This is a genomic window from Gemmatimonas aurantiaca T-27 (genome assembly GCF_000010305.1).
Lineage (GTDB): Bacteria > Gemmatimonadota > Gemmatimonadetes > Gemmatimonadales > Gemmatimonadaceae > Gemmatimonas > Gemmatimonas aurantiaca.
Genome location: NC_012489.1, coordinates 4,034,781 through 4,049,182 on the forward strand (window position 1 = coordinate 4,034,781; position 14,402 = coordinate 4,049,182).

At 63.4% G+C, this 14,402-nt stretch carries 5 protein-coding genes; all 5 read right to left on the minus strand.

The annotated features are described in order from the left end of the window. Nucleotides 1-3: 3 nt before the first annotated feature. From GAU_RS17480 to GAU_RS17500, 5 genes are read right to left on the minus strand one after another with little or no spacing between them, the layout of a single operon-like run. On the minus strand, nt 4-7,203 hold the full coding sequence (locus GAU_RS17480; protein ID WP_015895235.1) for a hypothetical protein: 7,200 nt from the start codon (nt 7,201-7,203) through the stop codon (nt 4-6). A 24-nt stretch (nt 7,204-7,227) separates the two neighbouring features. Then, nucleotides 7,228-9,438, minus strand: a complete 2,211-nt coding sequence (locus tag GAU_RS17485) for an ATP-binding protein (RefSeq protein ID WP_015895236.1) — start codon at nt 9,436-9,438, stop codon at nt 7,228-7,230. After that, entirely contained in the window at nt 9,435-11,414 is a 1,980-nt protein-coding gene (locus tag GAU_RS17490; protein ID WP_156799115.1) for a hypothetical protein, read from the minus strand. The genes GAU_RS17485 and GAU_RS17490 overlap by 4 nt, the downstream gene beginning before the upstream one ends. A gap of 28 nt (nt 11,415-11,442) precedes the next feature. After that, nucleotides 11,443-11,673: a hypothetical protein gene (locus GAU_RS17495; protein WP_015895238.1), complete on the minus strand. Its 231-nt coding sequence runs from the start codon at nt 11,671-11,673 to the stop codon at nt 11,443-11,445. A 54-nt stretch (nt 11,674-11,727) separates the two neighbouring features. Continuing rightward, nucleotides 11,728-14,400, minus strand: a complete 2,673-nt coding sequence (locus tag GAU_RS17500; protein ID WP_015895239.1) for a hypothetical protein — start codon at nt 14,398-14,400, stop codon at nt 11,728-11,730. Between the last annotated feature and the right edge of the window lie 2 nt (nt 14,401-14,402).

The following is a 14,402-nucleotide window of genomic DNA, read 5'->3' on the forward strand; positions in this document are numbered from 1 at the left end:
ATCTCAGTAGGGAACGGACAAATCCAGTCGCTTCGCGGTCTGACGCGAAACGTCCACCATGACGACCAATCCAAGATCGAGCTTTTGACCGCTCTTGGCCAGAGCACTGAGGTGCTTGCGCACCGTTCTCCGTTCACCCGGTGACAGATTGGTTTCATCCACGACGATCTGCGCCCGCGGTCGTGTGCCGCGTGACGCGGTCTTGAGCGATGCGATCACCCCTTCGCTCAACTTGGTGGCGCTCATGCCACCCGATCGGGAATGCACGACGAACCGTTGCTGTTTGGCGTCGACGAAACTGCTGCCTCCCTTCGCGGCCACCAACGGCGGCGTGACAAAACTCCCAAGGTTCTCCTGCGCTGTCACCGCCGCCCGCGCGATGCGTACGTTGTCCGCGCTCCCCTTGCTGGGCAGTTCTCCGGCCAGTCGCGAAACCGTCGACGACGCGTCAAGTGCCTCGAGCTTCTGGAGTCGGTCGGCGGCGGTTTTGAGGTGCTCCGCCTTGATGGATTCTCCTTTGCGGACAACAATGACGGCGTCCTTCGGCAAGCCGCGCTCCGTACGGATGGTCTCACGGAGATCCGCCAACACCGACGACCTGGCACTCGTGATGTCGCCCATGTTGGTATCATGGCCGAGACGTAATTCGTACTCGAGTCGATTGGCGTCGATGGCTGCCACCATCTCACGCGCCTGCTTCACATCGAGGCCCAGGTCCTTTCGGCCTTGTGGTGTGCCGAGCTGATCGCGCAGCCGCTTGAGGTTGTCGTTCAGGTTTTCACCGACGGCCGTGATATCGGCCAGCGGTACATACCGACCCGCATAGTTTTTCACCTCGACGAGCACGATCGTTGCCTTGCCGCTGCTGTCGAAGCGGACCACCACACCATCGAAGCCCTGACCACCACCTCGTTGGATGGCTTCGTTGGGCAACAGCATCTGCCTGACCGCGTTGGGGCGGCCCAGCTCCTCTTCGAACTGCAGCCGAAAGGCTTCCTCACCAACTGCACCCACCCGGTTGCTTTCCGAACCACGCTGCACCCAGCGGTCGACTTCCCGTCCCTTGGCATCAAGCGTGCGAATCTCTTCTCGCCGGATGATGAGATCATTGGTGCTCTTGTCGCGTACCTCGAGCACCCGGTAGGTCCTGCTGGTTCCGTCGATCTTGGTTTCCACCCATGCTGCCCCCACTTGCAAGTAGGTGGCGTCGGGGAATTTCCGGTGCAACGCCGAATGCTCGGCGGCGTATCGGGGCAGTTTGGGATTGCCACGATCGGACGGGTCACTGGGGCGGGTCGATGCCACCGGCGGTGGATCGGGATGCGCGACCTTTCCATTGACCGCGATGTAGCCCACTCCCTCGGTGAGATCCCGGGTCTCCAACGTCGTACGGTGTCCATCGATCTGACTGGCAATGCGATCGATATCCGCAAAGATCCGCTCCCGGGCGTCGGCATCGAGCTGCCCCGACCGGAGTAACTCGAAACGGTCCTCGAGCAGCGATGGCAGTTTGTGCAGTTCATGCCACGCCTCCCACGCCTTGCTGCCAAAGGGAGGCGGTCCATTCTTCACCACCCAGGAACGAGCGTACTCCACCGCGCGGACCAACGTGCCTGTCACGCCGACATAGCGCTGCATGGCGTGCACGGTGTTGAGATGCCGCAGCACGTCGATAGGACGTGCTGCGGGCCCCACGACAAGCTTCACATCGACGATCACGCCGAGCCGCTTGACACGCTCGACCTTGATGGAGTCGGCCGGTGCCTTCGGGTCCACTTCGACTTTGAGGGTTTCACGAAGCCCGCTCGGAAGCAGATCACGTACCTGCCCTTCGTCCATCACACGATGCGTCACGAGATCATTTTCATTGCGCACCATCGGATCATCGCGCACCGCCTGTCGATCGGTGGACGCCACCGTGCGCTCCGTTTCGTGTGCGGAGTCCCGTGCGGCTGACGATTCTTCTGCCTCAGCGCGACTCTCCCGCACCGCACGTTCCCGAAGCCCCACTTCGTTCTCGTGCATCGCGCGCAGGCTGGCGTACTCTTCGACCGTGATCTCCGGATACCGGCTGCGCACGGCTTCGAAGGATCCGAAGTGCGGCGCGGCCTGCCCCTTGAACGCCGCGTCCTTGATTCGCCCCATCGCTTCGAAGACACTGCCGGTGCCCTTCATCACCGGCTTCATCGCCAACCCCATTCCCGCACTCATGCCCGCCTGCTTCGCGGTACCAGCGAGAATGTTGCCCAGGAAATTGCCTTCCTTGTAGTTGTTGTCGTCCAGCACATTGGAGGCGAGCGCTGACGGAATGTTGGCCACGAGGTTCTCTGCACCCTCCGCCATGCCGATCGCGAGCACCTTCGCGGCGCCGCCGCGTTTGACCATCGACTCCAGCAGAGCACTCTTTGGGATGGCCTTGGCGAGCGCTCCCTCCGCCGGGTTGAGGAACGCCGCCCGACCACCCGTTTGCAGCGCGCGCTGAATGCCCCGACCAAACGCGAAGCGCGAGGCCGCTGGCGCGGCAGCCCGCTTTGCCACACCCAGCAGCTTCTCGCCCATGCCAGCGGTTGCGGCCGCCGTGACCGCATCCACGACACCCACGGCGATGTCGGTGTAGAGATCTTCCCAGCCATACGCCGCACCGAGGATGGCGGCCTTGAGCGCGATGGTGGAAGCGGTCGCGGCGATCGATCCAATCACCGCGGCCAGAACCAGGCCGGCGGCGCCGAAGGTGAGAATGGTGACCGCGATCCCCACAATGAACCCCACCACCGTCGTGATACGGTCGGTCCAGGTATCGAGCATCTCGCGATGGGCGGCGATACCCGCATGGACAGTGGTGACATCCTGTTCGAAGTAACCGATGTATCGCTTGCGTTGCTCGGCGCTGAGTTCGGGGTTTTCGAGCATGGCGATGGTACGATCGAGCCGCTCCAGATCTGCATCCATCACCGACTGCTGATGGCCAGCAAGCCAGTCGCCGAGCGGGCCAGCCTCCTTCTCCCATGTGATTGCTTCCAGCAAACGCGCCCGCTTTTCGCGAATGGTCTTGGGCTCGCCCTGCAGCATCTGGCCCACATCGAAGCCGGTGCGACCGCTGATGTCATCCTTGATCTCGGCGTCCATATCGAGATCGTTGTGCGGCCGGTCGCTCCACGCACGATTGAGGATCCCGCGCGCCGTCCAGCGATCGGCCAACGCCAACTGACGGAACTCGGCCCGCGCCTCATCGATCTCCTCGCTGGTGTGCCCTTTCAGGGCATTCAGCGCTTCCTCGTCGGTGCCGTTGCCGCGCACCGCAAAGAACATGGTCTGGCCCAGTGTGAGGTGCCCGCCCTGCTTCAATAGCGTTGCGGCCTTCTGGTTGTCGTAGCCAGAAGTATCAGAGAGCACCACCTCGTCGAGATCGAGCTTGTAGTCGGACTTGAACACCGCTCGCAGTGCATCCATATCGCCCAACGCCTGCGCCTGGGCGGCTTTGTCGATGCTGCGATCCACAGCGCGCTGCAGTTGCTGCGTGACCTCCCATTCTTTCGCGCCGGTCCACGCCTCCTTGGCGCGCTGCCGGGCGGTGGCCTCATCGAGGTTGGCGCGTTTGGCATCCGCGTACGCCGTGTCACGCGCCTCTTTCTCCATGTCGGCGAGCTTGCGCGCCATGACCACACGCTGCAGTGGCAGCATGTTGCGCCGTTGCTCTTCGAGCGCCCGCTGCTTCTGTTTTGCCAGGACCGCGTTCTCCACGTCGTCGCTGGCCCAGAGGCCCTGGTGCTCCATCTGAATGCGCGCCGCATCCGCTTTTCGCTGATCGTTGTCCGCGAGGGCATTGACGAAGTTCCGATCTTCGGCGTGTTGACTGAACCCGACACCGATCGCCGCCCGCAGTGCACTGCCTGCACTGTTTTCGTATGCTGAGCCAAAGTGATGATTGAACGCCCGTTCCACCTTCGCCGATCGACGTGCGATCTCGGCTTCGAGTTGATCCTGCGTCCAGCGTTCCCGATTCGCACGCGCCGTGGCTTCGGTACGGATGCGTTCGTAGATCGCCTCGATCTTCTTCTTGTCGCCGACCAGGAGTTTGCCCATCCCGGGGTGACCGGCGCGTGTCATGTCCTCGTCGAACTTCCGGATTTCTGCCGGTGTCGGCAGGTAGTCACGCAACCCGAGGGCATCTGCGGATTCATCATCGCCGGCCACGGAGTAGCGGAAACGTTGCCGGTGCCGATCATTTTGCAATTCTTCATCCGCATCGGCCAACAGCTTGGACTTGCCTTCCTTGCGATAGTCTGCAAAGACCGACTTCCGGTAGTCGACCATGCGCTTGTCACGCTTCGCCTCGTCCTTCTCCTCCCGAATATCGCGTGGCACGCGCAATAGCTTGTCGGCGAGCGCATCGTCGTACATGGCATTGTATGCGTCCTCCGAGGCCTGACGTTCCTCGAGAGACTTGCCGTGGTTGATCTTGTCGAGTTCCTCGATGTCTGCGGTGGAGAACGGATTGACCGCGTTGTACCAGGTGCCTTCATTGCCCTTGAGGGCGATGCGCTTGCCCAAAGCGTCCGCTGACGCTTGATCGGCTTCCATCAGCTTCTGCGCACGACGAAGCTCGTTGCCACTCATGCCGTAGAACGTGCCGCCCTTCATGTCGCCTTCGATCGTGCTGCCTTTGTACTCCAGTTTGTAAGCGAGCCGGATCGCCTGGGCCTGTACTTTGGTCAGGTTGGCGAGATTGGAGTAGACCGCCTGCTCGTCGGTGTCGAGCGAGTCGAGCGCCTTGTGCACGTTGACGGCGATGTCACGCGCCGAAAAGCTGTCACGCTGGGCCTTTCCGATACGATCGAGTGCCACGGCATCTTCACCGTACACGGTGAGGACGCTCGCCTCGATGTCGGCGGAAATCGGTCCCCGCAGCTCGTTCTGGATACGCAGACGGGTGCCGACGATGACGGCGCTCAACGCCCGATCGTCGCCGGGAATCCCTGGGGTGAGATACGCATCGAGAATCGCTTCCTGCGCCGCGTTCAGTCGCAGGTTGGCAATGATGGTTGCCCGATCCGCACCCTTCTGTACTTCCGCACCGATAGCCTCTGCCAGGGAGAAGTCGTTGACGACCCCCACGGCAAGCCGTGCGCGGCCCAGTTGTTCGATCGCGGCGGCATCGGCCTGCTTCTGATTCGCCTTGTCGCGCGCCACATCCGCCACCTTCTGCTCGGCCGTACGCTTCTTGCCCGTGCGCTTTTCGGCCCACACGCGGAGGGCTTCGCGTTTCGCGTCGCCAAGCTGCCGAGCCTCGTCCTGATAGGTGGCGATAACGAGATCATCGGCTGCTTTTTGTGCCTTGCGACTCGACTCCAGTTCAGCGAGGCGCGCCTCCAGCCACTTGTCGAGTGTTTCCTGCGCCTCTCCCGCCTCTGCGGACCTCGGCGTGAACCCATACAGTGCGGACACCGGATCGTTCGTCTTGCGAATGATCTCATATTCGTCTTGCTGCGCAGCAAACTTGTAGGCATTGGCAAAATCGTTGTACATGCGCGCCACAACGCTGTCGCGGATTTCACCCTTTTGTTTGAAGCGCACGACCAGGTCACTCACATCCTTCGTGACATAGTCGAGCTGCCGCTGCCGCCGCGAATCGACATCCATCGCCAACTTCACTTTGGGCGCGGCCCGCTTGACCTTGCCGGCGCGAATGTCTGCTGCCTCCTTCTTGGCTGCGACTTCGGCGGCTTCTTTTTTCGCCTTGCTGGCTGCGACACGCTGCGTGTCCATCTGCGCTTGCGTCGCCCCCTTCGCCATCTGCTCCCGCAGCAAGCGCAGTTCTTCGCGGCGCGCCGCGACGGCTTTCTCCAGATCCTGATCCGATATCCCGGCACCCTTCTGCAGCTCGCCGATCTTCGCATCGACGGCATTTTTGACGGCTGGCAGATGTGACATGCCGAGCTTGGGCTCGAGATCTTCGAGCACCGGACCGATGAGACCGGACGAGTACACCGACTTTCGGATGCCGGAGAGGATCTCGTTCGCGGTTACATCGCTCTCCGCGCGAAGGCCAGCGAGCGCACGTCCGATATCTTCCTTCTGCGCAGGCTTGAAGACGATGGGCGGAGGCGGCTCCGGTTCGTGGTACTTCGGTACCGCGTCTTCGGTCGCCTTGTCGTTTTCCTTCTTCTTTGCGAGATCGGCAATCTCAGGTGGCTTGGGCACATCGAGCAACATCTGCCGCATCTCGGCAAATGTCTTCGGACCATCGTCCACGAACGTGGCGGCCGGTGTGTCCTTCTCACCCTTCTTCTTCGGTCCTTCGGCCTCGAGTTTCTTCTTTTCAGCGGCGTTGAAGGCATCTTCCCGCACCTTGCGATCTGCCAGCCGCCGCCGGTCTTCCTCGCCCAATGCGTCGGCGAACTGCCCTTTGGCCGTCGACTTGAGCACCAGCATTTGTTCTCCCGTCAGCGGCGTGCTACCCAATACGGGAATGCGCTTGAACGGCGTGGGGCTGAAGCCATAGCGAATCGCTTCGGGCAATCGCTTCTTGCCCACTTCGACCAATGCCTTTGTGTGGGAAGGCACCGGATCCGGTTCCCGTGGACGATCCCCTTCCGCCCTCTCTCCCCCGCCTCCGCCCCCACGCGCCTGCGCAGGGCCATGCGCGGCCGCACCCGTACGGGCCAGGCGAAAACCGAGCGCCCGTTGCGCCGCCTGCGCGGCGTCGTACCCACCGGCATCGAGTTTCGGCAGCGACGCCGCTGCTTGCGATACCTCACGCTGCACCTCTCCGATCGCACTCACGGCAGTAGGTCGCGTCACCGGTGTCTCGACGGGCGATCCTGGCGCAATTGCGGGTACAGTAGCAGTGGGCGTTGCTGAGGGAGCTGGAGCCGCTGTGCGTGGCGGACCCGCCATGACATCGATCGGTGGCGTCAGGTCGCCGTCAGTGCCGGGTGCTGATGGCGCCGACTTCGCTGCCTGCCCACCTTGTGTTGCCGCTCCTGGTACAGTGACGTCAGGACCGGTTGCGACCGCCTCCCCGCGAGCCTTGAGCACCGCGAGATTGCCGAGGGTGCGCTGCATGTTGCCCGCGTCGGGGCGCGACGACGTAGAAGGAGTGATCGTCGCACCGACCAGCGATCCCCCGTCCGCGACGGCGTCGAATGCGCGGTCCTGCGGTGTCCGCCGCGGCGGCGCAAAGGTGCGTGTCGGCGGCGTCATCGCACGAAGACCCTTGAGTCGCGGTCAGCCGTGACGCGGCAACATGTCGACATACTGCCTGAACTGCGCCACGGAGGGTGTAATACCCTGCTTCACACATTGCCGCGCCATGGCCACGACAAAGTGCCGCATGCCAATAGGTTCAATCCCTCGCCCATCCGACGCCGCGAGATACGCCGCATCGAGCGCGACATTCCGAATGTCACCACCGGCAATCGGAAACGCCGTCGCGAGAAATGGGAGATCCACATCGGAGGCGAGTGGCGCCTGGGTGGGCAACATGCCGCGCCAGAGTCGCAGGCGATCCGCCTCTCCCGGGAGTGGAAATTCGACCACATACCGCATCCGGCGTGAGAACGCAGCATCGAGATTGCGGGCGAGGTTCGTGGCCAGCACCACGATGCCGTTGTGTGCGTCGAGCTGCTGGAGCAGGTATGCGACCTCGATGTTTGCATAGCGGTCGTGCGCGTCTTTCACTTCCGATCGTTTGCCAAACAGCGCGTCAGCCTCATCGAAGAAGAGCATGGCACCGGCATCGCGTGCGGCACGGAAGATCCGATCGAGGTTCTTTTCCGTTTCGCCGATGTACTTGCTGACCACGGCCGACAGATCGATCACAAACAGATCGAGGCCGAGTTCGCGCGCAATCACACTGCACGCCATCGTTTTGCCGGTGCCCGACGCTCCGGCAAACAGGGCGGTAGCGCCACGCGAACTCGCCGCACGACGCCCGAACTGCCACGTATCGAGCACAATGGTACGATCGCGGACCGCACGCGCGAACTCCTGCAGGCGGCGCATGGTACTCGGTGGCAATACGAGGTCGTCCCATGTATGCGGTGTCGGAGCCAGCACCGCGAGTGCTCCGAGTGCGTCGCGGCTGCGGGCGCGCGTCACAAGCGAAAGCGCATCGATCAGGTGGGTCGTGCTATCGACCAACGCCTCATCGTGTGTCTGCCGCCATACGCCCTCGTCGACCACCTGCATAACGATCCGCCGAACCTCGCCGGGTGTGATATCGAAACGATCAGCCAGCGCCGCAGCGACGGCATGATCTTCACTCGTCGACAAGACACTTTCAGAGAGGGCACGGCGCCAAATGGTGGCGCGTTGCGCAACTCCCGGTGACGGCACCACCAGTCGGGCAATACGCAAGTGCTGGAGCTGCCCATGCCACTTCGTGGCTGTATCGACACGGAGCAGCACCGGGCCTACCGCCTCCTGCAAGGCCAATGGCAGGACAACGCGGGTCGCGGCCGGCCGTTCGGCCTGGCACCAGGCATCGAGACCGTCGATCAATATCACCGCATCGTGCAGACGCTGGAAAAGCACCGCTTCACGAACGGTCGCTTCAATGTCGTCGATGCGATGCGGGCGGCGATCGTCTGCGTTGGGCGGTGGCGCAAGCGTGATATGCAGCAAGGGACACTCACGATCAGCGGCGAGGGCTCGGGCAAGCATGGTCCGACCCGATCCGTCGCGTCCCTCCAGAACAAGCAACGGTCGGCTCTCACCGGCCTTGGCCTGGCTCAAATCCCGCAGCGCCACGAACGGCCCGTTGTCGGCGCCATGGGATTCGGGCGCAGCTTCCACGCGGATCGAAGGTGCCAGGTGTCGCCACGGTTCATGTGCGTCGCCGAGAAGGGCCGCGGCCAGTGGAGTCACCCCGATACCAACGGCAGAGGCCGCGCTCGAGGGGGAATTGTCGAGCAATCGCAGAACGCCCGCCTGCACAAGTGGTGCGGCCACCGCGGTTGCATCGTTGAGGAGCGACGCCTGCTGCTCGTCTTGCGCCAGCAACTGACGTACGAGTGCACGGGTAGGCCAACGGCGAGTGAGATCGTCGTTGAGATATCCGAATACCGGTTCGTAGTGATCGAACAACTCCCAGGCGAGCGCGAGCAGCACAAGATCACGCTCCACCGGCTCCGGCGCGCACCAGTCGGCGAGCGCGCGCCAGGCGGGCAACAACAACAAGCCAACCGAGATGGATCGGCCATGATGACTCACCAACGAACCCTCGGCACGTACACGACGGCCGCCTGCCAGCAGCGCGTCCACGCGGTCGTGACCAACCACCACACCACGCAGTTCGTCCAGTGTGCAGTGCGGTCTGGCGCGCACCATCCGCACCGCGTCGGCCAGGCGGGTGTCGAGTGCATCGAAAGCCGCACTGAGTGGCGAAGCACAGTCAGCGATCGCCTGCCACGGCAGCTCCTGCAATCGGGCGGTCATGCGCGCTCCGACGGGAAGAGCTTCACGGCCGACGGTGTCATCCACGGCAGTAGGTAACTCAGATGGAAAAGTCCCGTCATGGACACGATCATCGCCAATGGTGGCCGCGACAGTGTGGCGACCATCCGATGTTCTCCGACCACAACCTGCGCGTCAACAGCCAGGAAGTTCGCCCAGAGATGTGGCAGCGTTGCACGTGCAAAGCCCGGCATGCGCCAGGCGAGTGTACGCAGCGTGCCTTGGGCGATCACATACAGCGCCCGTTCCACCTCCGCCGGAACCTGCAGCGATACCGGCAGTGCGATCCATGCCAGTTCATCGGCGAGCCGATCGAGACGTCGCTGGACCTGCGAACGATCGCTGGTATCGCGGTCGTCAATCTCGGGCAACAGAACAGCATCGACGGTCAGCGGCATCTCTTGTAGTACAGCGCGTGACTCGTACGTGTCGCACCACACACGCGCGGGGGTGCGCTCCACCATCGAGCCGTTGAACCAGGGCAGCAGCTCGGCCGGGCTTTGGGCCAGGCTGGCGTCGCGCTGAACAAGCCAGTGCCCGCGCGCGGCATCCAAGAGCACGACAGTCGGTCGATCGTTGCGGTCCTGCGAGTGCACCAGCAGCCAATCACCCATACCAACAGCACCGCGCGACCAGAGCCACTCGGCGTTTACGCGCTCGAGCTGTTGTACATCTGTGGCTGTACGTGCGCCGAGCCATCGCACCAGGTCAGATGTGGCGATTTGTGTACCAACACCAGACAACCGACGCACAATCGGGTCCCCAAGCACTCGGACTGCGCGCTCACCGCCACAGGCCGTCGCCATGACCCAGAGCCGTAGGAGAGCGGCTGCACTGGCGCACTGCGCCGGCGGATCGCCAGCAGTACCAATATCAGGCATGCCGAGGGTAGCGCCTTCGAACGGCATCGCCGCCACCGACTCGGCAAGCAACAATGGTGCCGCGACGGGCATCCACTCGAACTCGGATGACGGCGCATGACGTGCGGTCGCATCGACAACATCGCGCGACACCACCATCGTCAGGATCTCCATGCGCAGCGATGCGGGCAACGAGAGTAGCGGTGCGAGGCAGTCCGCATCATCCGGAAATGCCACCACCTGCAGGGCCACCTCGTCACCCAGGCGGATCGCATGAGCGATGACGGCCATCCGCTCACCAGCGCCGGCGGTCAGCGATGCAAGGCGCGCCATCGCATGCGCCAGTGCTACAAACCCGCGCGACGGGCGCGCGGCCGGGACGCGAGCGCTCTCGGCCAATACCCGAAGCACCCAACGTTCCTCGTCGTCGCGATGCACCGGCAGCGTATCACGGCGCGCCATCGCGAACAACACGGCACTGTCATCGGGCGTATCGCGGTCTTCCAGCACTGCGCAGAGCGCATCCACCACCACACGCGCATCCTGCCGCGTGAGTTCGGCGATAACCAGTACCATCGCGGAAGGCGCAAGTGTGGCAAGGGCTTGGAGTCCCACCAACGGCTTCCTCAGGAGCGCCGTGCGAATGGCGGCGGCGCGGGTCAGCAGACGCAGTCCCGTGAACTCACCGTACCACCATTTGCTCCAGCAACTGCCATTGGCGACATCGCTGAGAAAGCTGGCGAGGAAGGATGCCGGTGATGCAAATCGCACCACCGATACCCCATCACCACCCGTTTCGATGGCGTGGGTCACGGCGCGCCGACATTCCGTTGCCCAAGCGTCGGCCAGTTCGTTTTCGTCCCATGACGTATTGACGACGAGATCGAGATCGAGTCTTCGGATACGCCAGATGGTTTCGTCCGAGGCACGGGCCGCTTCGGCGAATCTGGCGTTCAACGCATCCGCCAGATGCACCTCCAATGCATCATGCAGCCGTCGACGCACACGCTCAGGCTCCGGGTGCCCCGCTGCCACGAGTACCTGTTGCCTGATATGGATAGCCCGCAACGAACTGCGGCTCCGGAGGGCCGGCGTCATCAGCAGACGCGAGGCGTGGTACCATGCATCATTGTTCCGCCGCTCGACGGAGAGGAATGGCCTGTACGGTGTCGGTAGCGGCCGCATCACGTGCGCTCGCTGTGGCAAGCAGCTCTTCCAGCGCCTGCACGGCACCACTGATACGCAACAACGACCGCCGCACCTCCTCCTGTCGAACGTCCAGCTCCTGCTGCAGCACGCGACCGGATTCAAATTCCGCGCGCAATTCTGTGATTCGAGTTTCGATCAGGTCACGCATAGCGTACTCCGGTGAGTGACACGTGATGTCGGTGATGGGCGATGACGTATGACCTTAGGCTTTCGATTTCGAACGTCGCGCTGCCGGTGCGCGCCCCGTGCCCGCGTCGGTCGCCGTTGGAGCTGATCGTGTAGGAACCAGGGCGCGGGCGACGCTGCGCCACGCACCTGCGGACACCAGTCCTATGGCGCATCGCACCAGAGAAACACCCTTGCCCGTGGCTGAACTCCACGCGGTGCCAACCGACATGGCGAAGTCGTCGACGGTGGTGTCAGCCGCGGGGACGGCAACGCCGGTGCCATCGTTGCTACCCGATGGGACGATCACGTCGCCGGCCTTCACCGCCCCACGCACCCGCACGGGAGCCTGCCCCAGCATGGCCACACGCTCGTGACGATCACGCTCCTCAGCGGACGGCATGTTGGCCAGCATGGCCGGTGCCGTAGAGATGATCAACAGATAGTCGGCGCCAGCCGTCTCGCGTCGCAGTCTGCCCGCGAACACACCAACGAGATCGCCCGGCTGCATCGCAGGTTCGCCGTCATCGCGCGGGAGCCACTCGGCGTAGTCGGCCGATGTGGTGTTGAAGGAAATGCCAGCGCCGTTTCCTTCGATGGCCCCGATGGCCGCGCCACCAGAAAAGCAGGTGATGAAGTTGTTGCTGCCACCGGCCCCGCCACCGGCCACACGCAGCGCGAGCACATCAGCGTCGTTGCCGATATTGCGGTTGTCGATCACGGCCACGTGCGCGCTCACGTTCCCCGCGCCGGCGGCGATGCTATCGGAGACGTGCAGTCGGCACAGTGGCGCAGCCGGCCCGATCGCAGTCCGCCCGCCACTCTCGTTCACCACCACGTCACCAGAATCGCCGTTCACGCCCAGGCGTCGCACCCAGCCAACCTTGTCCGCCAGCGTTGTACTGTAGACCTCGAAGCGTGGAACGCCCGACGCTTCGTCCATTTCGATCGTCACTGCGGTCCGCGCAGGTTCGGGGAACACCCAACCCGTATTCGCATCGTTGTGATGGGCATTGAACGACAGGCTACTCCAGACCGAAGGACCGTTGCCCTGACCGCCGCTCGCATAAAGGCGGTTCACTCGCAGACCGCTGTTGCCTTCTATGTGCACCAGATTGGTCGGTGTGGTGGTCTCGATACCCAGGCGACCACCACGCAGCGCAAAAGCTCCGGTATTCGATTCGTTGTATGAGAAGCGACCGCTGAAGTCCGGCGTACCGGCGTTGGCGAGATCGGTGCTGCCTTTGGTGAAATCGATGTAGCTGCAGGCTGTCGCGGATTTGGTACGCAACTCGACGCCGATATTGGCGGGCGCGCCGGCCGCCGCTTCGCTGAGCAACACCAGCGCGTTGTTTTCCCCATGCACCTCGAGGCGGTGTTTGGGGTCGGTGGTACCGATGCCGACATTGCCGCCGGGTTGCAGAAAGAGGCGACCGTCTTCGATGCCATCGGTGAAGTTGAGCCCGGCCTTGCCGCCCGCGAGCGTATTCAGTGTCCACGTGGGAATGCCGAGCGGTGACTCGAAGGCCAACAGATCTTCGCTGCCACCCTGCGCACGAACTACCAGTGGTGCAGTCGTGGGCATCGGCACGCCAATGCCCACGCGTCCCGCCGCCGTAACGACCAAACGCTCTTTGAAATCGGACGGCGTGCCGGCTCCCGTGATCGGGCCGACCACGAAGCGATTCGTGCCGGTATCCGAACTTCCAATCTGGGCGAAGAGATCGCTGACGAGGGGGCCAATCCCGGGCACGGGGCGACGGCGAATCGTCAGTGGGCCGCCACTGTCGCCGTTCGACTCATCGCGGAGCATCAGTCGTCCGCCGAGCAGTTTCGCGTCACCCTGTACGCGGGCATGTCCCTCGACCCAGAGCAGGTCATCCTCGGTGGCGCTGTTCCACACCGTTGGCGCGTAGGTGGCCGCGTCGCGCCGCCGTATGCGCACAAAGCCTCGTGCAGCATCCACCGTTTCCGCCACCACGCCTGCGTAACGACGTTTGTGATCACTCGCGACCAGATCAGCCGCCGCGCGTGCCGCAAAGCGGCCGCTGTTCACCGGATTCTGTGGCGGTACCCAACGCACCACACCGACCGGCACCAGCCACTGCGCTGCGTCCCATTGCTCCGGAAACGTCTGATACGCCACCGACTCGTCCACCAACAATGGATCGGTGGGCGCACCGAGCTTGCGCGGCACCTGCTCGGCGTCGACCGTGTAGGCACCCACGGTGATCGGCACATGCCGATCGGTATGAGCGGGCCGCTCGCCGATGACAAGACGGAATGATTCGAACAACCGTGACGACTGATCGTCGGCGGTGCATGCCTCGAAGCCATTCGCAGGTCCTCCACGCGGGCTCGCCGTGAAAGCCAACCAGACCTCGACCAACCGCCCCGGCGGAGCACCATCGTCTACGCCGGCCGTGAAGGTGATACTGCGAAACGGCTCGGTCGGAATGCGATACGGCGCGAGCACGACCAGCGGCCGTCCCAGTCCATCCCAGGCATAACCGGGTTGGAGATACAGGTCCACGCCGTTCTGGGTTGGCTTCTCGATGAGCTGCAGTCCGGAGGCAATACCCCATGAATGCGCACCCAGGTCATGCCGCGCGCGGGCAATGCGCTCGTAGTCGACGAGCGCGCTCAGGTCGGCGGCGTCGAGATACTGTTGCTCGTAAAATCGTGGTCGATCGGTCTGCATCGGCGTCATGG